At 57.0% G+C, this 25,236-nt stretch carries 22 protein-coding genes and 1 pseudogene (1 of these 23 cut by a window edge); 12 read left to right on the top strand and 11 right to left on the bottom strand.

What is annotated here, in order from left to right:
- Window positions 1-115: 115 nt before the first annotated feature.
- The 7 genes from folK to dksA all read right to left on the bottom strand — a co-directional run bounded on the left by folK (window position 116) and on the right by dksA (window position 8,895).
- Window positions 116-598 (bottom strand): 2-amino-4-hydroxy-6-hydroxymethyldihydropteridine diphosphokinase, encoded by a 483-nt coding sequence (folK, locus tag U5A05_RS20680; protein WP_321834566.1) that lies wholly within the window; start codon window positions 596-598, stop codon window positions 116-118.
- 3 nt (window positions 599-601) lie between these two features.
- The gene (locus U5A05_RS20675; protein WP_261739720.1) at window positions 602-1,996 is read right to left on the bottom strand and encodes a polynucleotide adenylyltransferase PcnB; all 1,395 of its coding nucleotides are present in this window, start codon (window positions 1,994-1,996) and stop codon (window positions 602-604) included.
- Between the two features lie 734 nt (window positions 1,997-2,730).
- Window positions 2,731-4,164, bottom strand: coding sequence for a sigma-54-dependent transcriptional regulator (locus U5A05_RS20670; RefSeq protein WP_261739719.1), 1,434 nt, complete (start codon window positions 4,162-4,164; stop codon window positions 2,731-2,733).
- 22 nt (window positions 4,165-4,186) lie between these two features.
- Window positions 4,187-7,141 carry a sensor histidine kinase gene (locus U5A05_RS20665; protein WP_261739718.1) on the bottom strand — a complete coding sequence of 985 codons (2,955 nt, stop codon included), beginning with the start codon at window positions 7,139-7,141 and terminating at the stop codon, window positions 4,187-4,189.
- A complete protein-coding gene (locus U5A05_RS20660) occupies window positions 7,125-7,301 on the bottom strand; it encodes a hypothetical protein (RefSeq protein ID WP_003176118.1) in 177 nt (58 codons plus the stop codon). The genes U5A05_RS20665 and U5A05_RS20660 overlap by 17 nt, the downstream gene beginning before the upstream one ends.
- Window positions 7,302-7,379: 78 nt before the next feature.
- Window positions 7,380-8,267, bottom strand: a complete 888-nt coding sequence (gene gluQRS, locus U5A05_RS20655) for a tRNA glutamyl-Q(34) synthetase GluQRS (RefSeq protein ID WP_261739717.1) — start codon at window positions 8,265-8,267, stop codon at window positions 7,380-7,382.
- Window positions 8,268-8,454: 187 nt separating this feature from the next.
- Entirely contained in the window at window positions 8,455-8,895 is a 441-nt protein-coding gene (gene dksA / locus U5A05_RS20650) for an RNA polymerase-binding protein DksA (protein ID WP_261739716.1), read from the bottom strand.
- A gap of 322 nt (window positions 8,896-9,217) precedes the next feature.
- On the opposite strand from dksA, the gene U5A05_RS20645 reads away from it, so the two are divergent.
- Window positions 9,218-10,390 (top strand): pyridoxal phosphate-dependent aminotransferase, encoded by a 1,173-nt coding sequence (locus U5A05_RS20645; RefSeq protein ID WP_321834564.1) that lies wholly within the window; start codon window positions 9,218-9,220, stop codon window positions 10,388-10,390.
- The gene (gene sfsA, locus U5A05_RS20640; RefSeq protein ID WP_261739714.1) at window positions 10,390-11,097 is read left to right on the top strand and encodes a DNA/RNA nuclease SfsA; all 708 of its coding nucleotides are present in this window, start codon (window positions 10,390-10,392) and stop codon (window positions 11,095-11,097) included. The genes U5A05_RS20645 and sfsA overlap by 1 nt, the downstream gene beginning before the upstream one ends.
- On the opposite strand, the gene U5A05_RS20635 is transcribed toward sfsA, so the two are convergent.
- Window positions 11,080-11,418 carry a Rieske (2Fe-2S) protein gene (locus U5A05_RS20635; protein WP_261739713.1) on the bottom strand — a complete coding sequence of 113 codons (339 nt, stop codon included), beginning with the start codon at window positions 11,416-11,418 and terminating at the stop codon, window positions 11,080-11,082. The genes sfsA and U5A05_RS20635 overlap by 18 nt on opposite strands.
- 177 nt (window positions 11,419-11,595) lie before the next feature.
- Here U5A05_RS20635 and U5A05_RS20630 point away from each other — a divergent pair, with 177 nt between their 5' ends.
- The 3 genes and pseudogenes from U5A05_RS20630 to U5A05_RS20620 all read left to right on the top strand — a co-directional run.
- Window positions 11,596-12,471, top strand: coding sequence for a heme/hemin ABC transporter substrate-binding protein (locus U5A05_RS20630; RefSeq protein ID WP_321834563.1), 876 nt, complete (start codon window positions 11,596-11,598; stop codon window positions 12,469-12,471).
- 50 nt (window positions 12,472-12,521) lie between these two features.
- The gene (locus tag U5A05_RS20625; RefSeq protein ID WP_321836543.1) at window positions 12,522-13,505 is read left to right on the top strand and encodes a FecCD family ABC transporter permease; all 984 of its coding nucleotides are present in this window, start codon (window positions 12,522-12,524) and stop codon (window positions 13,503-13,505) included.
- A 47-nt stretch (window positions 13,506-13,552) separates the two neighbouring features.
- Window positions 13,553-14,272: pseudogene (locus tag U5A05_RS20620) on the top strand (heme ABC transporter ATP-binding protein); the annotation flags it as partial.
- A gap of 235 nt (window positions 14,273-14,507) precedes the next feature.
- Here the strand turns inward: U5A05_RS20620 and U5A05_RS20615 are convergent.
- The 3 genes from U5A05_RS20615 to U5A05_RS20605 all read right to left on the bottom strand — a co-directional run bounded on the left by U5A05_RS20615 (window position 14,508) and on the right by U5A05_RS20605 (window position 17,005).
- Window positions 14,508-14,780: a TfoX/Sxy family protein gene (locus U5A05_RS20615; protein WP_261739710.1), complete on the bottom strand. Its 273-nt coding sequence runs from the start codon at window positions 14,778-14,780 to the stop codon at window positions 14,508-14,510.
- Between the two features lie 235 nt (window positions 14,781-15,015).
- The gene (locus tag U5A05_RS20610; protein WP_261739709.1) at window positions 15,016-15,357 is read right to left on the bottom strand and encodes a pentapeptide repeat-containing protein; all 342 of its coding nucleotides are present in this window, start codon (window positions 15,355-15,357) and stop codon (window positions 15,016-15,018) included.
- 91 nt (window positions 15,358-15,448) lie between these two features.
- Window positions 15,449-17,005, bottom strand: coding sequence for a bifunctional aminoglycoside phosphotransferase/ATP-binding protein (locus U5A05_RS20605; RefSeq protein ID WP_321834560.1), 1,557 nt, complete (start codon window positions 17,003-17,005; stop codon window positions 15,449-15,451).
- A 116-nt stretch (window positions 17,006-17,121) separates the two neighbouring features.
- Here U5A05_RS20605 and mrcB point away from each other — a divergent pair, with 116 nt between their 5' ends.
- From mrcB to pssA, 7 genes are all read left to right on the top strand, one after another.
- Window positions 17,122-19,446 carry a penicillin-binding protein 1B gene (gene mrcB / locus U5A05_RS20600; protein ID WP_321834558.1) on the top strand — a complete coding sequence of 775 codons (2,325 nt, stop codon included), beginning with the start codon at window positions 17,122-17,124 and terminating at the stop codon, window positions 19,444-19,446.
- Between the two features lie 16 nt (window positions 19,447-19,462).
- The gene (locus tag U5A05_RS20595) at window positions 19,463-20,221 is read left to right on the top strand and encodes a tetratricopeptide repeat protein (protein WP_321834557.1); all 759 of its coding nucleotides are present in this window, start codon (window positions 19,463-19,465) and stop codon (window positions 20,219-20,221) included.
- Window positions 20,222-20,226: 5 nt separating this feature from the next.
- Window positions 20,227-20,556, top strand: coding sequence for a YqcC family protein (locus U5A05_RS20590; RefSeq protein WP_321836542.1), 330 nt, complete (start codon window positions 20,227-20,229; stop codon window positions 20,554-20,556).
- Window positions 20,557-20,965: 409 nt separating this feature from the next.
- Window positions 20,966-22,690, top strand: coding sequence for an acetolactate synthase 3 large subunit (locus U5A05_RS20585; protein WP_261739705.1), 1,725 nt, complete (start codon window positions 20,966-20,968; stop codon window positions 22,688-22,690).
- 2 nt (window positions 22,691-22,692) lie between these two features.
- Entirely contained in the window at window positions 22,693-23,184 is a 492-nt protein-coding gene (gene ilvN, locus U5A05_RS20580) for an acetolactate synthase small subunit (protein WP_016783407.1), read from the top strand.
- Window positions 23,185-23,233: 49 nt separating this feature from the next.
- Window positions 23,234-24,250: a ketol-acid reductoisomerase gene (ilvC, locus tag U5A05_RS20575; protein WP_095002580.1), complete on the top strand. Its 1,017-nt coding sequence runs from the start codon at window positions 23,234-23,236 to the stop codon at window positions 24,248-24,250.
- A 144-nt stretch (window positions 24,251-24,394) separates the two neighbouring features.
- A protein-coding gene (pssA, locus tag U5A05_RS20570) for a CDP-diacylglycerol--serine O-phosphatidyltransferase (protein ID WP_321834552.1) crosses the window boundary here: on the top strand, window positions 24,395-25,236 show its 5' portion. The gene runs 16 nt beyond the window's last position; 842 of the gene's 858 nt are visible here — the first part of the coding sequence; it begins with the start codon at window positions 24,395-24,397; its stop codon lies off the right edge, out of view.

The raw sequence follows: 25,236 nt of genomic DNA, 5'->3' as shown, positions 1-25,236 counted from the left end.
ACATTGCGCCATCCAGTGGATGGCTGCGGGATGCCTATAGTCGTGACGAGCTCACAGGAAGTCAATTCCGGGTGTTACCGCAGAGGTGTTACCCGGGTATTGATTCGATTCAGCTTTAAGGCGCGATGCGCTCGAGCCCGATGAAAGGGCAGTCGGCGAGCAATTGCGACAGTGTGCGGCCATCGGCGAGTTGCAGCGATGCTGGCGCCAGTTCGGCCAGTGGGTACAGCACAAAAGGGCGGGCGTGCATGTGGTAGTGCGGGACCTTGAGGCGGGGTTCGTCGATCAGGCGATCGCCGAACAGCAGGATGTCCAAATCCAGCGTACGCGGGCCCCAGCGCTCGTGGCGCTCGCGACCTTGGTCAAGTTCGATGGCTTGCAGAGCGTCCAGCAGGTCCAACGGCGCCAGGGTGCTGTCGATGGCAGCCACGGCATTGGTGTAACGCGGTTGGCCGGGCAGTAGCGAATCGCTTTGATAGAACGCTGAAACCCCGACGAATCGGGAGTCAGGTAATTGCGCCAGTGCCTGGACAGCACTGCGCAATTGATCTGCAGGGTCAGCCAGATTGCTGCCCATTCCAATGTAGATACGTTCCATCGCTTATTCGTCCGCGGCGGCGCTACGTTTGCGCTTGGCACCGCTGGTACGGCGACGCTTGCGCGGTGCTGGTCCGGTGCCATCTTCCTTGGCATTGCTCAAGTCGCGAATCATGTCGCGGCGACCGCTGTCATTGGCGTCCTGATAGTCAGTCCACCATTGGCCCAGGCCGTTGGTTTCTTCACCTGCGCTTTCACGCAACAGCAAGAAGTCATAGCCGGCACGGAAACGCGGGTTGTCGAGCAGCATGTCGGCACGTTTGCCACTGCGGCGCGGCAGGCGTTCCTGCATGTCCCAGATCTCGCGAATCGGCATCGTGAAACGTTTGGGAATAGCAATCCGCTGGCATTGCTCGCTGATCAGCTCGTGCGCAGCTTCCTGCATGGCAGGGATCGCTGGCATACCGCGGTCCTGCAAATACATGACGCGGGCTGGCAGGGCAGGCCAGAGCAAGGCGGCAAACAGGAAGGCCGGGGTCACCGGTTTGCCCTGTTTGATTCGCAGATCAGTGTTGCGCAAGGCTTCGCTGATCAGGGTGTGGGTGTACGTCGGATTGTGTTCCAGTGCTTCGGCGCTGGCCGGGAACAGAGGATCGAACAATTCGAGGTCGACCAGCATTTCAAAGGTATCTGAAGCGTTACCCGAGAGGAACAGCTTGAGTACTTCTTCGAACAGCCGTGCAGACGGGATCTCGCGCAGCATTGGAGCCAATTCACGAATCGGTGCCGCGGTGTGTTTTTCGATGCCAAAGTTGAGTTTGGCGGCAAAACGCACTGCGCGCAGCATACGCACCGGGTCTTCCTGGTAGCGCTGTTGCGGATCGCCAATCAGGCGCAGCAAGCGGTTGCGAATGTCGTGTACGCCGTTGGCGTAATCGAGGATGCGCTCGCTGACCGGATCGTAATACAGGGCATTGATCGTGAAGTCACGACGCTGTGCGTCTTCTTCAAGGGTGCCGTAAACGTTGTCGCGCAAAATGCGCCCGCTTTCGTTACGAGAGGACTGGTTGCTGTCTTCCTCTTCGTCGTTTTGCGGGTGATTGGCACGGAAGGTCGCGACCTCAATGATTTCGCGGCCAAAGTGGATATGCACCAATTTGAAGCGCCGACCGATGATTCGCGCATTGCGAAACTCGGCGCGCACTTGCTCCGGCGTGGCACTGGTGGCGACGTCAAAGTCTTTTGGCGTGATGTTGAGCAGCATGTCGCGTACGCAACCGCCGACCAGGTAAGCCTGGTAACCGGCGTTCTGCAGGCGTTCGACGATATTGACCGCGTAGCGGCTGAACTGGGCACGTTGCAGCGAATGTTGGCTGCTGTTGAGCACTTCAGGGGTGCTGCGCAGTTGTTGCGTACGACGCTTGGGGGAACGGAGTGACTGGAACAGCTTCTTCAGCATGGGATGCACTGTTTGAAGGAATGTTCGGCCAAAACGAAGAATGACCGCATGATGGGCGGGGATTCTAGCATTTAGTCAGGGGATGGTGTAGGACGCTGAGCCAGTCTTGCGAGCGAAGCTGCAAGCTGCAAGCAGAAAAAGCGCTAAGAAGGGCGGCTTAGAGGGGTAGGGGGATTTGTTAAATCGCAGGAAGCACAAGGGGAGCCGAAGCTCCCCTGGAATTAGTTGCGTGCTCTATTTTTATTATTGATTGCGGGCTTTTTGTTTTTGTTAATCGCCCTGGTTACAAAGGTCTGGCCTGTGCAACCCTCCCAATCGGGAGATAAGAGCAAACGGATTGCTTTGGTCGCTGTGTTGATGTGATCAATGATCCAACTAGTTCAGGCTCTGCTTTAAGTGCAGTTTTTGTAGTTCTCTGCCTAGTCGTGGGGCAAGCCCCATTTACAACGCCTCTCCAAAACAATCAGTTAGCTGCGCCTCCGCCGTGTTGTTCTTGTTATGCGTGAGCCGATACGTCTTATTTTTATTATGTGCTGCTGTGATTCTTATTGTTCTTGTACGGATACATATAGCATGAGGCGTGCCAACTTTTGCGCGGCCCAGCAAAATAAGGGGTTTTAAGGTTTTTTGCTTTTCCAAGGGCAAAAAAAAGCCGGGTCATCGTTACCGTAAGACCCGGCTTTTGTTACGTGATTTAACTGAGGTAACAGTTTTTTTACATTTAGCAGTGTTACCTAGCCTTCGCTTGGCACGCCGGTTTTGCGCCGCGGGATCCCCAGGCGCTGGCGCCGCTCCCACAAACACTTGCGGCTGACCCCCAGTTTGCGGGCCAGTTCGGTCTCGGTCATGTGGTCCTGATGCTCAAGCACGAAGTGCTGGAAGTAGTCTTCCAGTGACAGGTCTTCGGTCGGATCAAGGCTGGTGTTACCGCTGCCGATGCTCTGCTGCGGGGCCAGGCCGATGAAGTCATCGTCTTGCAGGTCGCTCAGTTCAATATCGATACCCAGCAGTTCGGCCGAAATTTCCGGGCTTTCGCACAGGATCACTGCACGCTCGACTGCGTTTTCCAGTTCGCGAACGTTACCCGGCCATGAGTAATGGCTGATTGCACGCTCGGCATCGGGGGCAAATTTCAGGTCGGTGCGACCAACACGGGCGCTTTGACGGGCGAGGAACGCGGTGGCGATTTCGTTGACGTCGGCGCCACGTTCGCGCAAGGCAGGCAGTTTGAGTGCGATCACATGCAGGCGGTAGTACAAGTCTTCGCGAAACTGGCCCACCTTGGCCAGGCTTTTGAGGTCGCGGTGAGTCGCCGCAATCAGGCGCACGTCAACTTTTTGCGATTGCACGGAGCCTACGCGGCGTATTTCGCCTTCTTGCAGCACGCGCAGCAGGCGCGCCTGTGCCTCAAGCGGCAGTTCGCCGATTTCATCAAGGAACAGCGTGCCACCATCGGCGGCTTCAACCAGACCGGCACGTCCAGCGCTGGCGCCGGTAAATGCCCCTTTTTCGTGGCCGAACAGCTCGGACTCGATCAGTGACTCGGGGATAGCCGCGCAGTTCACCGAAATCATCGGCGCCTTGGCGCGTCTGGACAGGTTGTGCAGAGCGCGCGCGACCAGCTCTTTACCGGTCCCTGACTCACCCTGGATCAATACATTGGAGTCTGTTGGCGCTACTTTGCGGATCTTGCTGTACATGTCCAGCATTGGCGGGCAGGAGCCAATGATGCCAATTTCACCGTTGCTGTTATCTACCGTGTTTTTGTCGGCGATGCCCGCTTTGGCAGGACGCTCGGCAGGCACGCTTTGGGTGTTTTGCCGATCACGCAGAATGCGCGCTACCGCTTGCAGCATTTCGTCATGATCAAAAGGTTTGGCGATGTAGTCGACGGCGCCCATTTTCATCGAGTCAACGGCCGAGCGCAGGCTTGCATAGCTGGTCATGATCAGCACCGGCTTGCCTTGGCCAAGCTTGATCAGCTCGGTACCTGGAGCGCCTGGCAGGCGCAGATCGCTGACAATCAAGTCGAACGAGGGAATGCTGAAACGCTCCTGAGCTTCTTGCACCGAGCCAGCCTCGCTGACCTGGTACTGGTTACGCTCCAGTAAGCGGCGTAACGCGGAGCGGATGATGGTTTCATCTTCGACGATCAAAATATGCGGCATTGATTCAGTTCTCTCGACGGTCTCAGTTCACAGCGGACGTCGCTTCGACATGACGCGGTAGTGTCACCCGGATACGGGTTCCGCGTTGGCTGATAATGTCAGCCGGGCTGTCGATGGTGATTTGTCCATAATGCTCTTCAACGATGGAATAGACCAGTGCAAGGCCCAGACCGGTGCCTTCGCCAGGGTCCTTGGTGGTGAAAAACGGTTCGAACAATCGGTCCATGATGTTCTTCGGAATGCCTGTGCCTTCGTCTTCCACGATGAGGTCGACAGTGTGCTCGCTGGCTTCGGTCTTGACCCTGACTGCACTCCCCGCAGGCGAGGCATCGCGGGCGTTTGACAGCAGGTTGATCAACACTTGGGCGAGTCGCTGCGGATCACCATCAATCCAGTGGTCAGGGTCGCAGAGGTTGTAAAACTGCACTTCAAAATTGCGTCGGTTCAGGGCCAGCAAACCGATGGCATCCTGGGCCACTTCGGCCAGACAGACGGGCTCGTCATTGTGCTGATGGCTGCCAGCATGGGCGAAGCTCATCAAGGACTGCACGATGCGCGAAATACGCTTGGTCTGCTCAAGAATCTGGCTGCTGATCTCAGTCAGTTCGCTGTCGTCCTCGCGTTCTTCGCGAAGGTTTTGCGCCAGGCAGGCGATGCCGGTCACCGGGTTGCCGATTTCGTGAGCCACGCCCGCTGCGAGGCGGCCGATACTGGCCAGCCGCTCGGAGTGCACCAGTTTGTCTTCGAGCATCTGGGTTTCTGTCAGGTCTTCGACCAGCAACACCAGACCGCTGTTGCCCGGAGCCAGGGGTTCGTCAATCGCGGCCTTGTGCAGGTTGAGCCAACGGGTTTGACCGTCGAGAGCCAGGTGCTGCTTGTGCAAGTGTTCGTCAGGCAGGTCGATAAAACCTTGCAGCAGTTCTCGCCACGGGTCGCCCAGGGTACTCAGGCGCGAACCCACCACGCGCTGTGCCGGGATGCCGGTCAACTCTTCCATGGCTTTGTTCCACATCAGGATCTCTTGATCCTTGGCCAGCGAGCAAACGCCCATGGGCAGTTCTTGCAGGGTCTGGCGGTGGTAGCGGCGCAAGGCATCGAGCTCGGCTGCAAGACCTGTGAGGCGCGAGTGGTAGTCCTCAAGCCTGCTTTCGATAAAGTGAATGTCTTCGGTGACGTAGTTTTCACCGCCTGACTTGTAGGGCAAAAAGGTCTCGACCATATCCTGGGCGACGCTGGGGCCCATCAAGCCGGAGAGGTTGGCTTCGATACGGTCGCGCAGGCGGCGCAAGGCATAGGGGCGGCGCTCATCGAATGGCAGGAACAGGTCGCGTAGCGCTTGCTCGACTTCTTTTTGCGCGGCCTTGGCTCCCAGGGGTTTGGCCAGCTGGGTGGCGAACTCTTGCGGTGAGGCGGCGTGCAGCTCGCGGCGTTGCGGGCGGCGCACGTTGTCGACTGCGCAAGCTTCGGCGGCGCTTGCCTCTTCAGGGCTGGCGTTGGTGAACAGCGAAATCAGGGTGAACATCAGCACGTTGGCCGCCAAGGACGCAATGGCCGCCATGTGCCAACTGGTGTCGTCCAGCACGTAGATCATGTTCAACCACGGGATATAAAAGCCCTGGAAGTTGCCGATCAGCGGGAACAGCATACTGGCCATCCACACCAGAATCCCTGCCAGCAACCCGGCAATAAAGCCGCGTCGGTTGGCGGTCGGCCAGTACAGCACCGAGAGCACGCCAGGCAGGAACTGCAACGTGGCGACAAAGGCCACGATGCCGAGGTTGGCCAAATCTTGTTCGGCGCCCAACAGCAGGTAGAAACCATAGCCAGCCATGATGATGGCAACGATCAGTGCGCGACGGGTCCACTTCAGCCAGCGGTAGATGTTGCCTTCGGCAGGTGGCTGATAAAGCGGCAGCACCAAGTGGTTCAGGGCCATGCCCGAAAGCGCCAGGGTGGTGACGATAATCAGCCCGCTGGAGGCCGAAAGCCCGCCCACATAAGCCAATAGCGCCAAGGGTTTGTTGTTGGCGGCAATACCGATACCGAGGGTGAAGTACTCGGGGTTGGTAGTGGCGCCCAGCTTGAGGCCGGCCCACAGAATCAGTGGCACGGCGAGGCTCATCAACAGCAGAAACAGGGGCAGGCCCCAGCTGGCGCTGACCAGCCCGCGAGGGTTGAGGTTCTCGGTGAAGGTCATGTGATACATGTGCGGCATCACGATGGCCGAGGCGAAAAACACCAGCAACAGGGTACGCCACGGCCCTTCTTGCAGCGGCGTGTGCAGGGCGGCGAGCGCCGTCTGGTTTTGCAGCAGCCACACTTCCAGCTGTTGCGGGCCATCGAACACACCATAAAGCGCGTAGAGGCCGACGCCGCCAATGGCGATCAGCTTGATCACGGACTCAAAGGCAATGGCGAATACCAGCCCTTCGTGTTTTTCTCGGGTGGCGATGTGCCGTGAGCCGAAGAAAATCGTAAACAGGGTAATCAGCGCACAGAAACTCAAGGCCACGCGGTGTTGCACCGGTTCGCGAGTGAGGATGCTGATGGAGTCGGCCACGGCCTGGATTTGCAGGGCCAGCAGCGGTAACACACCAATGAGCATGAAAATCGTGGTCAGCGCACCGGCCCAGGTGCTGCGAAAGCGGAAGGCGAACAGGTCTGCCAGCGATGAGAGCTGGTAGGTGCGGGTGATTTTCAGGATCGGGTAAAGCAGCACTGGCGCCAGCAGGAAAGCCCCGGAAACACCGAGGTAGCTGGATAGGAAGCCGTAGCCGTATTCGTAAGCCAGGCCCACGGTGCCATAAAACGCCCAGGCACTGGCGTAAACGCCCAGCGACAGTGTGTAGGTCAGGGGGTGGCGAATGATTGCACGCGGGATCATGCCGCGTTCACTGATCCAGGCTACGCCAAACAGCACCCCCAGGTAGGCGGCGCTGATCAGGATCATCTGGGTCAGGCTAAAGCTCATCGGCATCTTTTTGGCTCTGAAGAATAAAGGTCACAACGATCAGAATCAGCCAGAGCAGATAGGGCCTGTACCAGGCGCCTGTCGCATCGATCCACCAATCCATGATGGCGGGAGAAAACAGGTAGATCCCGACAACCAGCAACAGGACCAATCGATAGATATACATCCCGCCCTCACTTTTACAGGCCGCATGCCCAAAAACGTGCGGCGATGGTAACGGATGGCTGGCAACCTGCAAGGGCTGTCAGCGTAATTGCGCCTCGGCGAGGGTGAGTGTGCGTGGGATATTGGCTGCGTTCCAGTGGGCGACACCCCAATCCAGAACTTCACGCGGGGTGGAGTCGTTCAAGCGTTCGTCTGTGGTCTGACCCAAAGTGCGCAAGGCGCGAAGCAGTAGCGGCGTAGCCTGTTCCGGGGTCAGGGGCGGCGAGCGGTACGATTTACCGAGTTTGTGGCCATCTGGTTGCACAATCAGGGGCACATGCAAATAACGCGGTTGTGACAACCCCAGTAGCTCCTGCAAGTAGAGTTGGCGCGGTGTGGAGTCCAGCAGGTCAGCGCCGCGCACGATATCCGTTACGCCCTGGGCTGCATCATCGAGCACCACGGCCAACTGATAGGCGTAGAGCCCGTCGCGGCGGCGAATTACAAAGTCGCCCACCTCGCGGCCCAGATGCTGGCTAAATGAGCCTTGGACCCGGTCTTCAAAGCGGTATTCAAGTTCCGGAACCCGTATGCGTATTGCGGCGTTCTCCATCGAGTGGCCAGCATTGCGGCAAAAACCCGGGTAAATGCCGTTGTAGCCTTCAAGCTGTTTGCGCGAGCAGGTGCAGGCGTAAGCCAGGCCCATGCTGAACAGGCGATTGAGGACTTGGGCGTAGGCTTCGTGGCGCTCGCTTTGCAGAACCAGTTCGCCGTCCCACTCAAAGCCATAGCGTTCAAGGGCATCCAGAATCGCAGCCTGGGCACCTGGCATTTCGCGCGGCGGGTCGAGGTCTTCCATGCGCAGCAGCCAGCGGCCACCTGCGGCGCGGGCGTCGAGATAAGAGGCGAGGGCGGCGACCAGGGAGCCAAAGTGCAGATGGCCGCTGGGCGTTGGGGCGAAGCGCCCGATGTAGGAGGGAGTAGTCATGACAAAAATCCTGTAGCCGCTGCCGAAGGCTGCGATGGATATGGTGCGCCACTGCGAGTAGCAGCCTTGGTGTTTTGAAGGCCCTTCGGTCCTTATCGCAGCCTGCGGCAGCGGCTACAGAATTCTGTGACCAAATTCCAGAAACAAAAATGGGGCGTTCGCACGCCCCATCTGGTCAAGTCGGCGATTACTTGCCGACTTGTTTTTCCTTGATTTCAGCCAAGGTTTTGCAGTCTACGCACATGTCGGCAGTAGGACGGGCTTCGAGTCGACGGATACCGATTTCGACACCGCAGGATTCGCACCAGCCGTATTCTTCGTCTTCGATCAGTTGCAGAGTCTTGTCGATTTTCTTGATCAGCTTGCGCTCGCGATCACGGGCGCGCAGTTCCAGGCTGAATTCTTCTTCCTGGCTTGCGCGATCGGATGGGTCAGGAAAGTTTGCCGCTTCGTCTTTCATATGATCAACGGTGCGGTCGACTTCCTGCATCAAGTCCTGTTTCCACTTGTTCAGAATCTTGGTGAAATGCTTGCGCATGGGCTCGCCCATGTACTCTTCACCCTTTTTTTCAACGTAGGGTTCAAAGCCGCTAAGTTGACTATTCTGTTGCTTGGTTTGTGTGGGCATGAAATGGACCGCCTCTCATTCTTCTAATCCATTGCGCAGGATTGCAACATCACCGACACCTGCCGGCCCTGCGGCTGCAAGCGGGCGAACTTACCAGATCAAATCGGGCTGCGCTACTCCCGCATGTCTAGCCCGTTGTCAGTGGTTGTGTACAGACCCTGTAGTGCTTGAGATTAGTGGCTAATTAATAATTTTAGTCGAGCTATGACCGGCGCCTGGGTTGTTTGGTTCTATTGGCGGGTTGGCTAAGACTGTATTTAGCTCTCCCTTGTGAGATTGCTTGGGTAGAATCGTTTTTTTGCTTACCCAGGAAAACAGGCTAATGGCTCAGTCTTACAGTGCGCGCAGCCGCGCAATTGAACCGTTCCACGTAATGGCGTTGTTGGCGCGTGCCAACGAGCTGCAGGCTGCGGGGCACGATGTGATTCACCTGGAAATCGGCGAGCCGGACTTCACCACGGCTGAGCCTATCATTGCCGCCGGGCAGGCCGCTTTGGCCGCCGGAAAGACCCGCTATACCGCTGCCCGTGGCTTGCCGCAGCTGCGTGAAGCAATCTCTGGTTTCTACCAACAACGCTATGGGTTGAATATCGACCCCTCGCGGATCCTTATCACACCGGGCGGTTCTGGCGCCTTGTTGCTGGCAACAAGCCTACTGGTTGATCCGGGTAAGCACTGGCTGCTTGCGGATCCGGGCTACCCGTGTAATCGACATTTCCTGCGCCTGGTTGAAGGCGCTGCGCAATTGGTGCCGGTGGGGCCGGATGTGCGCTACCAACTGACGGCGGATCTGGTTGAACGCTATTGGGATCAAGACAGCGTTGGTGCGCTGGTTGCATCGCCAGCCAACCCTACCGGGACTATGTTGAGTCGTGATGAGCTGGTAGCCCTGTCGACGGCGATCAAGGCTCGTAATGGGCATCTTGTAGTGGACGAGATCTATCACGGCCTGACCTATGGTTGTGATGCTACGAGCGTGCTGGAAGTCGATGACAGTGCTTTTGTACTCAATAGTTTCTCCAAGTATTTCGGCATGACCGGATGGCGTCTGGGCTGGCTGGTGGCGCCACCTGAAGCCGTGGCCGATCTGGAGAAGCTCGCACAAAACCTCTATATCAGCGCGCCAAGCATGGCCCAGTACGCAGCTCTGGCTTGTTTTGAGCCGCAGACGCTGGCCATTCTGGAAGAGCGGCGGACCGAGTTCGGTCGGCGTCGTGACTTTCTGTTACCAGCCTTGCGTGAGCTGGGCTTTGGCATTGCAGTAGAACCCGAAGGTGCGTTTTACCTGTACGCCGATATCAGTGCGTTTGGCGGTGATGCGTTTGCGTTTTGCCAGCATTTTCTCGAAACCCAGCACATAGCCTTTACTCCGGGCCTGGACTTTGGGCGTTACAAGTCCGGGCACCACGTACGGTTTGCCTATACCCAAAGTTTGCCGCGTCTGCAGGAGGCCGTAGAGCGGATCGCCCGTGGCCTCAAGAGCTGGAAGGGCTGATGCGTTTCTCACCTGAGCTGGAAGAAGGGCGGCTGATAAAACGCTACAAGCGTTTTCTGGCGGACATTGAAACCACCAGCGGCGAGTTGCTGACCATTCACTGCCCGAATACGGGCTCTATGCTTAATTGCATGGTTGAGGGCGGTCAGGTTTGGTTCAGCCGCTCCAATGATCCCAAACGCAAGTTGCCGGGCACCTGGGAAATCACGCAAACCCCGCAGGGGCGGCTGGCGTGTGTGAACACCGGGCGCGCCAATCGCTTGATCGAGGAAGCGCTGCTGGCGGGGGTGATTACTGAGCTGGATGGGTTCACTGCGCTCAAGCGCGAAGTGCCTTATGGGCAAGAGAAGAGCCGGATTGATTTTCGCCTGGAGTACCCGCAGGGCTTTGCCTTTGTCGAGGTCAAAAGTGTCACCCTGGGTTTTGACGACTCTCGTGTCGCGGCATTTCCGGATGCCGTAACCCAGCGTGGCGCCAAGCATTTACGCGAGCTGGCGACTCTGGCGCGCGAAGGTGTCCGTGCAGTCCAGCTGTATTGCGTCAACCTTACGGGGGTCGACGCTGTACGTCCTGCAGAAGAAATCGACCCGGCTTACGCCGCAGCATTGCGCGAGGCAGTAGCAGCCGGGGTGCAAGTGCTGGCTTATGGTGTAAGCCTGACCTCTGACGCGGTGGTGGTTGATCGTCGGTTAGACGTCATCCTCTGAAGCTTCTGGTGTAATCCAGATCCCTTGGCTGTCTTCGCGACAGCCAAGGGCCGTCAGAAATTGCCCGGCGCAAGGCCCGGCAATGCACTCCCCGCTTTCGATCAGGAACAGCGCAGAGTGGGTAGCACACTGGATCAGGCTGGCGCTTGAGTCGAGAAATTGATCCGGTTGCCACTCCAGCGGTACCCCGCGATGGGGGCAGCGGTTTTTGTAGGCATAAACTTGGCCATCACGGCGAATGACCAGCAAACGCAGATCGTCCAACTCGAAGCCGCGGCTGGAACCTTCGCCAAGTGCCGCAGAGGGGCATAAAAACTTCATGACAATCCTTAATAGCAGCCAAACAGTTGTGTCGAAGACGTGTTTCAGGTTGGGTTAAGAGGTTGACGTGCAAATGCAAACAATTATCAAATGGCGCCTTGCTCCGCGATGTACTGTTTTCACGGCGTGACAATTCCTTTGTCCCGTTGAGCCCTCTTTTTCAAGGAATGCCTCTGTATGCGCTTGAGTCTCCGCCTGATTACGCTCTGTGCAGGCCTTATGATCACTCATGCCAGCCTGGCTGGTGAGTTGCCGCAACGCTGGGTCAGTGCAGGGGGAGCGCTTTCGGAATGGGTCAGCGTGTTAGGCGCAGAGTCTAAATTGGTTGGGGTCGATACCACCAGTCAACATCCTGAATCACTCAAGTCGCTGCCCAGCGTTGGGTATCAGCGCCAGCTCTCGGCAGAAGGGATCTTGAGTTTGAAACCGGATGTCCTGATCGGCACTGAAGAGATGGGGCCGCCGCCTGTTCTGGCACAAATTCGTGGTGCCGGTGTGGCGGTCGAGATGTTTTCGGCACAGGCAGACCTCGCAAGTCTTGAAGGTACTTTGCAACATCTGGGGCTGCTTCTGGGGGACGAGGAGCAGGCGGCACAGGTGTTCAAGAGTTATCAACAGCAGCTTGAGCAGCATCAGCAACAGGTCAAGTCCGCACAAGCAGGTCACAAGGCCCCCGGAGTATTGCTGCTATTGGGCCATGCAGGCGGCAAGCCGTTGATCGCCGGCAAGGACACCGCCGCAGACTGGCTGCTGACTCAAGCCGGTGGGCATAACCTGGCCACGCATAAAGGCTACAAGCCGTTTTCGGTGGAAGCGCTGGCGGGACTCAATCCTGAAGTGCTGGTGTTTGCTGATCGTAGCCTGACAGGTGAGGCGGTTCGCCAGGCACTGATGAAGGAAAATCCGATATTGATGTCTATTCGCGCCGCCAAAAATGGCCGGGTGTACGAGTTGGACCCGACGCTGCTGGTGGGCGGTCTGGGACCACGGTTGCCGGCCAGTTTGAAGCAACTGACAACTGAGTTTTATCCAACGGTTCCGGCAAGCCAATGAAGACGCTGGTTAAACCCCGCTCTCTATTTATAGGGCTGAGCGCGCTGTGCCTGTTGTCGATTTGGCTGTCGCTGGCGCTGGGGCCGGTGAGTTTGCCGCTGTTTGACACCTTGCGCGCCGCCCTGCGGCTGCTCGGCGTGCCGATTCAGGGTGACGGGCTGGAGCAGGCTGAGCTGATCCTGGGGCAGATTCGTTTGCCGCGCACCTTGTTGGGTCTGGCGGTAGGCGGGGTGTTGGCGCTGTCGGGCGTGGCCATGCAGGGTTTGTTTCGCAACCCGCTGGCGGATCCCGGGTTGGTCGGTGTGTCCAGTGGTGCGGCGTTGGGTGCGGCGATTGCGATTGTTGGCGGAGCCGCTTTTGGCGGGCTACCGGAATTTATCGGGCCTTATTTACTGTCGTTATGTGCATTTCTCGGTGGTTTGGGGGTGACAGCGCTGGTGTATCGACTGGGACGCCGTAACGGTCAGACCAATGTAGCCGTCATGCTGTTGGCGGGGATAGCGCTGACAGCTTTGGCCGGGTCGGCGGTAGGCTTGTTTACCTATCTGGCCGATGACGCAACATTGCGTACGCTGACGTTCTGGAATCTGGGCAGCCTTAATGGCGCCAGTTACGCGCGGTTGTGGCCATTGTTGATTGTCACCGTGGGCGTTGCGTTGTGGCTGCCCCGGCGGGCGAGTGCGCTCAATGCGCTGTTGCTTGGAGAGTCGGAAGCCAATCATCTAGGAATTGATGTTGAAGGTCTGAAGCGTGAACTGGTGTTTTGCACCGCTCTGGGTGTGGGGGCCGCAGTGGCGGCGGCAGGCATGATCGGCTTTATCGGGCTGGTGGTACCGCATTTGGTGCGGTTGCTGGCGGGGCCTGATCATCGAGTGCTGTTGCCTGCATCGGTCCTGGCGGGGGCGACGTTGCTGCTGTTCGCCGACTTGGTTGCACGGCTGGCCCTGGCACCGGCAGAGCTGCCGATCGGGATTGTTACCGCATTTCTCGGTGCGCCGTTCTTCCTGTTCCTACTGTTACGAGGTCGTCACTGATGCTGCGTGCGCAAAACTTGCAGATCCGTCGCGATCAGAAAATCGTGCTGGCGGATGTCACCCTTGATGTGCGCCCGGGGGAAGTGTTGGGCGTACTGGGGCCCAATGGCGCGGGGAAAAGCACATTGCTGGCAGCGTTATGCGGGGAACTGGCACCGAGCGGGGGGCAAGTCTGGTTGGATCAGCAGGCCTTGGGTCACTGGAAAGGCGCGCAGCGGGCACAGCGCCTTGCCGTCTTGCCGCAAACTTCGACCCTGGATTTCGCCTTTCGTGTTGAAGAGGTCGTAGGCATGGGCCGGCTACCTCATCAGACAGGCCGTACTCGTGACTCGGAAATCATTCAGGCCGCATTGCAGGCTGCGGATGTTGAGCACCTGGCGGGGCGCAGCTATCTGGCGTTATCGGGGGGTGAACGCCAGCGGGTACATCTGGCACGAGTACTGGCGCAATTATGGCCAGGTCAAAGCGGGCAGACCCTGTTGCTCGATGAGCCAACCTCGATGCTCGACCCTTTGCATCAACACACCACGCTCAAGGCCATTCGGGCATTCGCTGATCGCGGCGCGGCGGTACTGATCATCCTGCATGACTTGAATCTGGCGGCGCGTTACTGCGATCGCTTGCTGTTGCTTGAGGAGGGGCGTCCGCGAGCCCTTGATTGCCCGCAAGTGGTATTGCAGCCGGACGCTCTAAAGGCCGTTTTTGGTCTGGATGTTTTAGTACAACCTCATCCGGAACTGGGGTGTCCTTTGGTCATTGCCCGCTGAACTATAGCGCCAGTTACTTTTTTGCTGGTGCTTTTCAACAGGCAAAAAAAGACCCGGCAAGAGCCGGGTCAAATAACCGTGATTAGCCTGATGAGGAGATTTTCTGAGAGTCCGAACCAAGGGCCTTCCAGAAGATCGACTGGTCTCGCGACCAGATGGCGTAATAATAACAATTCTCATTCCAGTGTCAATAGCTGTTTTTTACCGTTCATCTTGTGTGGCTTAAACCGTCACTTCAGGCTTTGCTCAGTGCTTCCAAATGCTCGACTTGCCGGTTAAGGGCTTCTTTGCGTTCTGCCGGAATGTCATTCCAGTGCACATCCAGCAAGGCCCCTTCAATGGCATACAGAAGCACTTTAGAGGCCCTGAAGCCCCTGGCTTTCACCGCTCGATAAGCATCTACGGCGCCTAAGCGCTTCAAGTCAGAGGCACTATGGATGCCAACAGCATGTAGCCATTGGGCCGAGGTTTTTCCGAGGTTTTTCAAATGCTGGAGTTCATCATTCATCTGCTCTCCTTGCGACGGCGTGAGCTCAGCGTTTACAGGGCATGGTGATCCTACGAAGTGTAGCGCTCAGTAGGAAAACCGCAGTCCATTAGTCGGTTTTGGAACAAGGAGTACCCAGTTCAGGCTGCTTTCTGTCGGACAGTGGCAAGGGGCCAGACGGGCAGGTGGCTGTGTCCGGGTCAACAGAGCGGTATTACTACGACGCTTTAACCTCGGACCGGGTGTCGTATTTGCGTCACTTGGTGCGGTAGCGCAGGCGGGTGCCAAAATTAACCGACATCAGAATTTCATCGGCCGTCAGCTCGACCGGGAAATAGGCACCTGAAATCTGTGCATGGGCCAGGCTGGCACCTTCGATGCAAGACGTGCGCAGGTCCAGGCCGCGCAAGTCGGCTGAGCGGAAATAACCGTCGGTGAAGTCCACGTCTTCGACTTGTAACTCGCGTAAATCCAGCCCACGAAAGTCTCCGCCGCGCATGTCGATATGTCCGGCAGGACGCTGCTGATTGAAACCGCGGATATCATCTTTATGCAGCAGAGCGTAGAGCGCCGACTCAAGCAACTTGGGATGGCTCATGGTAGGGCTCCAGCCGGATGTGGTAACTAATATTATAGTGCCACTATCGGGTGCCGTGAAACCATTGCGGTTTCACGGCGAACGCGAATTCTTACAGGCCTGGCAAGCGCTGACGAATGTCCGCAATCAGGGTGTCGAGGCTTTTGCTGTTGTGGGTTTCAACACGCTTGCTGCGCAGAATTTCATCGGCGCCCAGCGCTTGGCGGTTGGCTTGCTGGGCCTTGACCACTTCGAGGGTGGCGTCGGAAGGGTCGGTGCCAATGGACTTGCGGTGGGCCAGCCAACCTTCGATCACAGCGTCTGGCGCGGTACAGTCGAGGATCAGGCAAGGTACACCGGTGGCTTCTGCAACCTTGGCGGCGGCGTCGCGCTGCTCGCGTTTGAGGTAGGTGGCGTCAATAACGACGGGGAAGCCCGCGCGCAGCACGATGCCAGCCAGCTCATGCAGTTTGTTGTAGGTTGCTGCGCTGGCGTCGGCATTATAGATGCCATCTCCTACAGCGTTTTCAGCGGTCTGCTTGCCGAACAGTTGCTTGCGGATAACGTCTGAGCGCAGACGAATCGCTCCCAGCGCCTCAACCAGTCGCATGGCTACTGAGCTTTTACCTACAGCCGAAACGCCATGGGTAATGGTCAGGAAACGTGACGGAATAGTGCTGTAGCTTTCCGCCAGGTTGGCGTAGTTACGGTACTGACGCAGGGTGGCTGCGCGTTGCACCGGGCTGGCTTCGGCAGGCATGCTGAACAGACTGACTTTGGCGCGAACCAGCGCACGGTAGGCCTTGTAGAAGTTCAGCAGCTCAAGCCCCTGGTAATCACCGGTCAGCTCCAGGTACTGGCTGACAAAGCGTCGTGCCAGAGACTTCAGGCCGCGGTCTTCAAGGTCCATCGCCAGGAAGGCGGTATCGGCATACACGTCGGTGAAGCGGAAAGGCTCGTTGAATTCGATGCAGTCAAAAATTACGACCTTGCCATCAATCATCGTGGCGTTGCCCAAGTGAATATCACCGTGGCATTCGCGGATAAATCCTTGGGCCTTGCGCTGTTCAAACAGTGGCTTGAGGCGTGTAAAGCTTGCCTCTGCCCAGGCCTGAAGGGCCTCCAGTTGCAGCAGGTCGGCTTTATCCACGAGGAATGGGCGAATTTGCTCGAAGTTCTGGCGGACCGGGTCCATCACGGCGTCTGGAGTGCCTTGATAATGGTCTAGAGGAACGTGGGGCGCCTGCGTGTGGAAATGGGCAATTTGCTGGGCCATCTCGTCAATATGGGCGGCATTAAGCTCGCCATTGGCTTGCAACGTGCTCAGTAGCTGGCTTTGCGGAAACTGGCGCATTTTTAGTGCGTATTCAATCACCGGACCTTCGCCGCCCAGCGTTGGCGCCTCGGCTGTACCGGTGATCGGCAACACGTCGAGGTACAGGCCTTCGGTCAGGCGCTGGTTCAGGCGCAGCTCTTCATTGCAGAAGTGTTCACGACCGCTGAGCTCGGTAAAGTCAAGGAAGCCAAAGTTGACCGGTTTCTTTAGCTTGTAGGCGTACGGGCCGGTGAGAATGACCCAGGAGATGTGAGTCTCGATAACCTGAAACTTATCGACTTGATGGGGGTAGAGGTCCGGGTTCTGCAGGGCTGTAATCAGGTTCTGGCTCACGGTTGATCCTTCAAGGTCTGGAAAATTCAATGCGCCATTATGGCCGCTGACAGCGGGAGTGCAAACCGCCGGGCTGCGCATGATGAACATGAATAAAGTGCGTATAATCTCGCGCCATGACTCGTACCCGATCCCCTCGCTCCCGTTCCAAACGTCCTTCTGGCGGCCTTCGGCCCTGGCTCGGCTGGGCAATCAAGCTCAGTCTGGTCGGCCTGGTGGTGCTGGCAGGTTTTGCCGTCTACCTCGATGCCATCGTCCAGGAGAAGTTCTCCGGCAAGCGCTGGACCATCCCGGCCAAGGTTTATGCTCGGCCGCTGGAGCTGTTCGTCGGCCAGAAGCTGAGCAAGAACGACTTCCTCACGGAGCTCGACGCCTTGGGCTATCGCCGCGAAAGCGTTGCCAATGGCCCAGGTGCTGCAGCGGTTAATGGCAACACGGTCGACCTCAATACCCGTGGTTTCCAATTCTATGAAGGTGCCGAGCAGGCACAGCCAGTGCGGATACGCTTTTCTGGCGATTATGTGGCAGAGCTTTTATCGACCAATGGCTCCAAGCTGCCCGTGGTGCGCCTTGAGCCCTTGTTGATCGGTGGTATCTATCCGAAAAACCTCGAAGACCGGATCCTGATCAATATTGATCAGGTGCCGCCGTTTCTGCTTGATACGCTGGTAACCGTAGAGGACAGGGACTTCTATCATCACTTTGGGGTGTCGCCGAAGTCGATCGCGCGGGCCATGTGGGTCAACACTTCGGCCGGGCAAATGCGCCAGGGCGGCAGTACGTTGACCCAGCAGTTGGTCAAGAATTTCTATCTGACCAATGAGCGCAGTCTGACCCGCAAGTTGACCGAAGCAATGATGGCGTTGTTGCTGGAGTTGCATTACGACAAGCGCGAAATTCTTGAGGCGTATCTCAACGAAGTGTTTGTCGGCCAGGACGGCCAGCGCGCTGTTCACGGCTTTGGTTTGGCCAGTCAGTTCTTCTTCAGCCAGCCGCTGGCCGAGCTCAAGTTGCATCAAGTGGCGCTGCTGGTAGGTATGGTCAAAGGGCCGTCAGCCTATAACCCGCGACGCTATCCTGAACGTGCGCTGATGCGCCGTAACCTTGTGCTCGATTTGCTGGAGCAGCAAGGTGTTGCAACGCCTGAGCAAGTTGCCGCAGCGAAGAAAATGCCGCTGGGCGTGACCACGCGCGGCAGTCTGGCAGACAGCTCATTCCCGGGCTTCCTGGATTTGGTCAAGCGTCAGTTGCGTGAAGACTATCGTGACGAAGACTTGACCGAAGAAGGGTTGAGGATCTTCACCAGCTTCGACCCGATCCTGCAGATGAAGTCTGAGGCAGCTGTCGGTGAAACCTTCAAGCGACTTGCCGGGCGCAAGGGATCGGATGAGGTTGAAGCCGCGATGGTGGTGACCAACCCGGAAACCGGTGAGGTTCAGGCGCTGATCGGCAGTCGTGCTCCAGGCTATGCAGGCTTTAACCGTGCACTGGATGCGGTGAGGCCGATTGGCTCCCTGATCAAACCTGCGGTCTATCTCACGGCGCTTGAACGGCCGAGTCAGTACACACTGACCAGTTGGCTGTCGGATGAGCCGCTATCGATCAAAGGCGCAGATGGCCAGATCTGGAAACCTCAGAACTATGATCGGCGCTCGCACGGTACGATTTTCCTCTACCAGTCGATGATGAATTCCTACAACCTCGGCACGGTAAGGTTGGGGCAGGAAGTCGGGGTGCCTAACGTCCTCAAGACATTGGCGCGACTGGGGGTAGAGCGGCAATTCCCTGCGTTCCCTTCCATGTTGCTGGGGGCTGGCGCATTGAGCCCGATGGAAGTGGCGACGATGTATCAGACCTTGGCCAACGGCGGCTTCAATACGCCCATGCGCGGTATTCGCAGCGTGTTGACAGCTGAAGGTCAGCCGCTCAAGCGTTATCCGTTCCAGATCCAGCAGCGCTTTGATCCGGGTTCGATTTTCCTGATTCAGAACGCGATGCAGCATGTGATGCGCGAAGGTACAGGGCGCTCGGTCTATAACGTATTGCCAAAAAACCTTACGTTGGCAGGTAAAACCGGCACCAGTAACGACTCTCGTGACAGCTGGTTCGCAGGGTTCAGCCAGGATTTGCTGGCAGTTGTATGGCTGGGCCGCGATGACAATGGCAAAACACCGTTTACCGGTGCCACCGGGGCCTTGCAGGTGTGGACCAGCTTTATGAGCAAAGCAGGTCCCCTGCCGCTCGATATGCCTCAGCCCGATAACATTGTTCAGGCCTGGATTGATCCGCATACCGGTCAAGGATCTGATGCCAGCTGCCCTGGCGCGGTACAGATGCCGTATATTCGCGGCAGTGAGCCGCCAGCGGGGGCCAGTTGTGGTGGGCAGGCGCCTGCCACGGGTGACGCCGTGATGGATTGGGTCAAGGGCTGGTTGAATTAAGCAAAGAGGGTTTGACGTGAATAAGTGGTGGATTGCGGCTGTTTCAGCCCTGGCTTTGCTCAATGGTTGTGCCAGCGTACCGCAGGGTTCGATTCCTGTGGTCGATTCTGGTGTTCCGGTATCCAATAACGAACGTATTTCGGCCCAGCGTACGGCGGGGAGTTATCCACAGGCCGCTGTTCCGCGGGCAGCTCAAGCGCGCACGATTACCGAGGACTCGGGTGTTGTGGTGATGGTCCCGGGTGGCGCTGCCAGTGTTTCGACACCGATCAGCACTCAGCCTTTCACACCGGGGCCAATTACTCCGGGGCCAATTACTCCGGGGCCAGCTGCCGCGCCTATCAGCACGGGTAGCTACACGCCGAGTAATACTTACAGTGCACCGGCACCGATTACACCAAGTGGTATTCCATCGAACAGCAGTGGCGGTGGTCTGGCTGCTGACGAGCAACTGGACGGCCCGGTGCTGGCGCTGCTCACCACCGCACAGCAGCAACAGTCGAGCGGGGACTTGAACGGCGCGTCGTCGAGCCTTGAGCGGGCTCAGCGCGTGGCACCTCGTGAGCCCCAAGTGCTTTACCGTCTGGCCCAGGTCCGTATGGCTCAGGGTGATGCTGCCCAGGCGGAGCAGTTTGCCCGTCGTGGTTTGACTTTCGCCAATGGCCGCCCGGATTTGCAAGCGAGCCTGTGGGGTTTGATTGCCCAGGCGCGTGAGAAACAAGGCGATGCAGCAGGCGCTGCACTGGCTCGTCAAAAAGCCAAGGTGAGTCTCTGATGGTTATGGACTCACGTACTCCTGAAGTCGCCGAGTTCTTGTTGCTGATCGAGCAGGAAATGCGCACGCAGGGGTTGTGGAGCGACAAGGTTCCTACGGAGCACGACTTGTCCAGCCAAGAGCCATTCAGCGTCGACCGGCTCGACTTTGAGCTGTGGGTGCAGTGGATCTTCCTGCCGAAGATGAAAGTCATTGTTGAGCAGGGTCTGCCATTGCCAAATGTTTCGGGTATTCGGCATATGGCTGACCAGGTTTTTGCACAGCGTCGCGGAAACTGGAAGCCACTGCTCAAGCACTTCGAAGGTTTTGACCTGTTGATCAGCCCCTCCGCTTGAGGTCATAGCTGCCAGTTTTTGCTGGCAGTCATCCATTTTCTTGTCAGTTTCTGTCATTTCGCGCGTTTTTTTGTGCGTTCCTGTCGGTTTATGAAAATAAATCTCATAGATGGCTTGACTTGGGCTGGCCTAATGACAAGAATCGAAGTCCCGCTGTAGAGGGACTGCCAGAAGCAGACCCTCTCAGCAGATCATGAGGCGCACACCCGCGCCGACCTGCAACACCCGCAACGCGTTACCTCGCGCTGGGTGGGAAACCCCCGCAACATTTGGGGAGTTCCCAATACTTGCTCAGTCAGTGCTGACGTAGTCGGCGACCACCGTCGCTCATGCTCTGCTGAAAAGTAAACCTATTAAGACCCGTTCGTATTTTTGTGAACGGTATTCTGGCGTTTTAGAGGTGAACAACGTGGAGCTTTTATCTGGCGGTGAGATGCTCGTGCGCTTTTTGCGCGACGAAGGTGTCAAATATATCTACGGGTACCCTGGTGGTGCTCTTCTGCATGTCTACGACGCACTGTTCAAAGAGCCGGAAGTTACCCACATCCTGGTTCGCCACGAACAAGCTGCTACCCATATGGCTGACGGCTATGCCCGTGCAACCGGTAAGGCCGGTGTAGTACTGGTTACTTCCGGACCGGGTGCTACCAACGCCATCACCGGGATTGCCACTGCCTACATGGACTCCATTCCGATGGTGATCATTTCTGGTCAGGTGCCTAGCACCATGGTCGGGACTGATGCTTTCCAGGAGACCGACATGATCGGTATCTCTCGGCCCATCGTGAAGCACAGCTTTATGATCAAGCATGCTTCGGAAATCCCGGAGGTCATGAAAAAGGCGTTCTACCTCGCTCAATCCGGTCGTCCTGGTCCGGTAGTGGTCGATATTCCGAAAGACATGACCAACCCGGCCGAGAAGTTCGAATACGTTTTCCCGAAAAAAGCCAAGTTGCGTTCTTACAGCCCGGCCCTGCGTGGTCACTCAGGCCAGATTCGCAAGGCGGCAGAGATGCTGCTGGCAGCCAAGCGCCCTGTGCTTTATGCAGGCGGCGGGGTTATTTTGGGCGGCGGTTCGGCTCCGCTGACCGAGTTGGCAAAAATGCTCAACGTACCCGTAACCAATACGTTGATGGGCCTGGGTGCCTACCCTGGCACCGACCGTCAGTTCGTCGGCATGCTCGGTATGCATGGCAGCTTCACTGCCAACATGACCATGCACAACGCTGACGTGATCCTGGCTGTAGGCGCGCGCTTTGATGACCGTGTAATCAACGGTCCATCCAAGTTCTGCCCGAACGCCAAAATTATCCATATTGATATCGACCCGGCGTCCATCTCCAAGACCATCAAGGCAGATGTGCCGATCGTAGGTCCGGTAGAGAGCGTGTTGAGCGAAATGGTCGCAATCCTCAAGGAAATTGGCGATAAGCCGAACCCGGAGGCAGTTGCCAGTTGGTGGAAGCAGATCGACGAGTGGCGTGGTGATGGTGACCTGTTCCCTTATAACAAGGGCGACGGCAGCGTGATCAAGCCTCAGGCTGTTATCGAGATGCTCTGCGAAGTGACCAAGGGCGATGCGTATGTAACGTCCGATGTGGGTCAGCACCAGATGTTTGCGGCCCAATACTACCGCTTCAACAAGCCTAATCGCTGGATCAACTCTGGCGGCCTGGGCACGATGGGTTTCGGTTTCCCGGCGGCGATGGGTGTAAAACTGAGCTTCCCTGATGCTGACGTTGCCTGTGTAACGGGTGAGGGCAGTATTCAGATGAATATTCAGGAACTGTCGACGTGTTTGCAGTATGGCTTGCCGGTAAAAATCATCAGCCTCAACAACGGTGTGCTTGGCATGGTGCGCCAGTGGCAGGACATGAACTACGGCAGCCGTCACTCGCACTCGTACATGGAATCGCTGCCTGATTTCGTCAAGCTGGCAGAGGCTTATGGGCATGTGGGTATTCGGATCACTGATCTGAAAGACCTCAAACCGAAGATGGAAGAGGCCTTTGCCATGAAGGATCGCCTGGTGTTCCTGGATATCCAGGTTGATACCAGTGAGCACGTTTATCCGATGCAGATCAAAGATGGCTCCATGCGCGACATGTGGCTGAGCAAGACGGAGCGTACTTAATCATGCGGCACATTATTTCCTTGCTTCTTGAAAACGAACCGGGCGCCTTGTCTCGTGTTGTCGGGCTTTTTTCGCAACGTAACTACAACATCGAAAGCCTGACGGTGGCACCAACCGAGGATCCGACCTTGTCGCGTCTGACGCTGACCACGGTGGGGCATGATGAAGTGATCGAGCAGATCACCAAAAACCTGAACAAGTTGATTGAAGTGGTCAAGTTGGTGGACCTGTCGGAAAGTGCTCACATCGAGCGCGAGTTGATGCTGGTAAAGGTCAAGGCGACAGGCGCACAGCGCGCAGAGATCAAGCGTACAACGGATATTTTCCGTGGGCAGATCGTTGATGTCAGCGCCAGTGTGTACACCGTGCAGTTGACAGGCACCAGCGAGAAGCTCGACAGTTTCATCCAGTCGATTGGGACCGCCTCGATCCTGGAAACAGTTCGCAGTGGCGTCACCGGGATTGCCCGTGGCGACAAAGTACTCAGCATCTAAAACTAATAAGTGCTAATTGGCCTGAATGGCCTGGATATAAGGGAAAATCATGAAAGTTTATTACGACAAAGACTGCGACCTTTCGATCATCCAGGGCAAAAAAGTAGCCATTATCGGTTACGGCTCCCAGGGTCACGCCCAAGCCTGCAACCTGAAAGACTCCGGCGTTGACGTTACTGTTGGTCTGCGTAAAGGTTCGGCCACTGTCGCCAAGGCTGAGGCTCACGGCCTGAAAGTGACTGACGTTGCCAGCGCTGTTGCCGCTGCTGACCTGGTCATGATTCTGACTCCGGACGAGTTCCAGTCCGCGCTGTACAAGAATGAAATCGAGCCGAACATCAAAAAAGGCGCAACCCTGGCGTTCTCCCATGGTTTCGCAATCCACTACAACCAGGTTGTACCGCGTGCTGACCTTGACGTGATCATGATCGCGCCAAAAGCTCCGGGCCACACTGTGCGTTCTGAATTCGTACGCGGCGGCGGTATCCCTGACCTGATCGCTATCTACCAGGATGCTTCGGGCAATGCCAAAAACCTGGCACTGTCTTACGCTTCGGGCGTGGGCGGCGGTCGTACCGGTATCATCGAAACCACCTTCAAGGACGAGACTGAAACCGACCTGTTCGGCGAGCAGGCTGTTCTGTGTGGCGGTACTGTTGAGCTGGTTAAAGCTGGCTTTGAAACTCTGGTTGAAGCCGGTTACGCGCCAGAAATGGCTTACTTCGAGTGCTTGCACGAGTTGAAGTTGATCGTTGACCTCATGTACGAAGGCGGTATCGCCAACATGAACTACTCGATCTCCAACAACGCTGAGTACGGCGAGTACGTTACCGGTCCAGAAGTGATCAACGCTGAATCCCGTCAAGCAATGCGTAACGCTTTGAAGCGCATTCAAGATGGTGAATACGCGAAGATGTTCATCAGTGAAGGTGCTACCGGCTACCCATCGATGACCGCCAAGCGTCGTAACAACGCTGCTCACGGCATCGAAGTCATCGGCGGACAATTGCGTTCGATGATGCCTTGGATCGGCGCGAACAAGATCGTTGACCAAGCCAAGAACTAAGTTCTTGGTCTGTAGAGAAAACGCGGCCTAGGCCGCGTTTTTTCGTTTGAGCGCCAGCTTCTGGTATAAAGCAGGATCGTTTGCGGGTGCATGTTGGCCCCAAGCTTCTATCGAAACTTTCCATATCGTTGCAAGGTAATGTCCATGAGCGAACGTCCCGAAGAGCCAAAAGCGGCTTCAGACGCCGATAGCCTGCTGCCTATCGATGAGCATGTCGAAGAAGGGCATGACGCCGAAGGGCGTAAAGTCCGGCATCGTGGTATCTATCTGCTGCCGAACCTTTTCACCACTGCGAACCTGTTCGCCGGTTTTTATTCGATCATCAGCTCCATGAGTGCCCAAAGCGCCATGAGTGCGGGTGACGCTGCTGGCGCAAGCAAATATTTTGCGTTTGCGGCCATCGCGATTTTTATCGCAATGGTGCTGGATGGTCTTGATGGTCGTGTAGCCCGTATGACCAACACCGAAAGTGCATTTGGCGCCGAGTACGACTCCTTGTCGGACATGGTTGCCTTTGGTGTGGCACCTGCATTGCTGGCCTTTGGCTGGGCGCTGGGAGATATGGGCAAGGTCGGCTGGATGGTTGCCTTCATCTATGTAGCGGGTGCGGCGTTGCGTCTGGCGCGTTTTAACACGCAGGTCGGAACAGCGGATAAGCGTTACTTCATCGGGTTGGCCAGCCCGGCTGCTGCAGGTGTGGTAGCGGGTATTGTTTGGGCATTCAGTGATTACGGGATCCAGGGATCGAAAATGTCGTTCCTGGTTGCCTTGCTGGTCGCTGCCGCTGGCATGTTGATGGTCAGCAATATCAAGTACAACAGCTTTAAAGAGCTGGATTTGAAAGGGCGTGTTCCTTTTGTGGCGATCCTGGCTGTGGTTCTGGTATTCGCTGTTGTGTTCAGCGATCCGCCACGCATCCTGTTGCTGGCCTTCCTGGTGTATGCGGCATCGGGTCCGATTCAGTACTTACTGCGTTTGCGTCGTAA

Source organism: Pseudomonas kulmbachensis (genome assembly GCF_963681935.1).
GTDB classification, from domain to species: Bacteria; Pseudomonadota; Gammaproteobacteria; order Pseudomonadales; family Pseudomonadaceae; genus Aquipseudomonas; species Aquipseudomonas kulmbachensis.
This window is presented reverse-complemented; position numbering and strand designations above follow the sequence as displayed.

What these genes read in the sequence shown, in the direction of transcription:
- folK (WP_321834566.1), bottom strand. Translation starts at nt 598, where the DNA reads ATGGAACGTATCTACATTGGAATGGGCAGCAATCTGGCTGACCCTGCA.
- U5A05_RS20675 (WP_261739720.1), bottom strand. Translation starts at nt 1,996, where the DNA reads ATGCTGAAGAAGCTGTTCCAGTCACTCCGTTCCCCCAAGCGTCGTACG.
- U5A05_RS20670 (WP_261739719.1), bottom strand. Translation starts at nt 4,164, where the DNA reads ATGCCGCATATTTTGATCGTCGAAGATGAAACCATCATCCGCTCCGCG.
- U5A05_RS20665 (WP_261739718.1), bottom strand. Translation starts at nt 7,141, where the DNA reads ATGCCGATGAGCTTTAGCCTGACCCAGATGATCCTGATCAGCGCCGCC.
- U5A05_RS20660 (WP_003176118.1), bottom strand. Translation starts at nt 7,301, where the DNA reads ATGTATATCTATCGATTGGTCCTGTTGCTGGTTGTCGGGATCTACCTG.
- gluQRS (WP_261739717.1), bottom strand. Translation starts at nt 8,267, where the DNA reads ATGACTACTCCCTCCTACATCGGGCGCTTCGCCCCAACGCCCAGCGGC.
- dksA (WP_261739716.1), bottom strand. Translation starts at nt 8,895, where the DNA reads ATGCCCACACAAACCAAGCAACAGAATAGTCAACTTAGCGGCTTTGAA.
- U5A05_RS20645 (WP_321834564.1), top strand. Translation starts at nt 9,218, where the DNA reads ATGGCTCAGTCTTACAGTGCGCGCAGCCGCGCAATTGAACCGTTCCAC.
- sfsA (WP_261739714.1), top strand. Translation starts at nt 10,390, where the DNA reads ATGCGTTTCTCACCTGAGCTGGAAGAAGGGCGGCTGATAAAACGCTAC.
- U5A05_RS20635 (WP_261739713.1), bottom strand. Translation starts at nt 11,418, where the DNA reads ATGAAGTTTTTATGCCCCTCTGCGGCACTTGGCGAAGGTTCCAGCCGC.
- U5A05_RS20630 (WP_321834563.1), top strand. Translation starts at nt 11,596, where the DNA reads ATGCGCTTGAGTCTCCGCCTGATTACGCTCTGTGCAGGCCTTATGATC.
- U5A05_RS20615 (WP_261739710.1), bottom strand. Translation starts at nt 14,780, where the DNA reads ATGAATGATGAACTCCAGCATTTGAAAAACCTCGGAAAAACCTCGGCC.
- U5A05_RS20610 (WP_261739709.1), bottom strand. Translation starts at nt 15,357, where the DNA reads ATGAGCCATCCCAAGTTGCTTGAGTCGGCGCTCTACGCTCTGCTGCAT.
- mrcB (WP_321834558.1), top strand. Translation starts at nt 17,122, where the DNA reads ATGACTCGTACCCGATCCCCTCGCTCCCGTTCCAAACGTCCTTCTGGC.
- U5A05_RS20590 (WP_321836542.1), top strand. Translation starts at nt 20,227, where the DNA reads ATGGACTCACGTACTCCTGAAGTCGCCGAGTTCTTGTTGCTGATCGAG.
- ilvN (WP_016783407.1), top strand. Translation starts at nt 22,693, where the DNA reads ATGCGGCACATTATTTCCTTGCTTCTTGAAAACGAACCGGGCGCCTTG.
- ilvC (WP_095002580.1), top strand. Translation starts at nt 23,234, where the DNA reads ATGAAAGTTTATTACGACAAAGACTGCGACCTTTCGATCATCCAGGGC.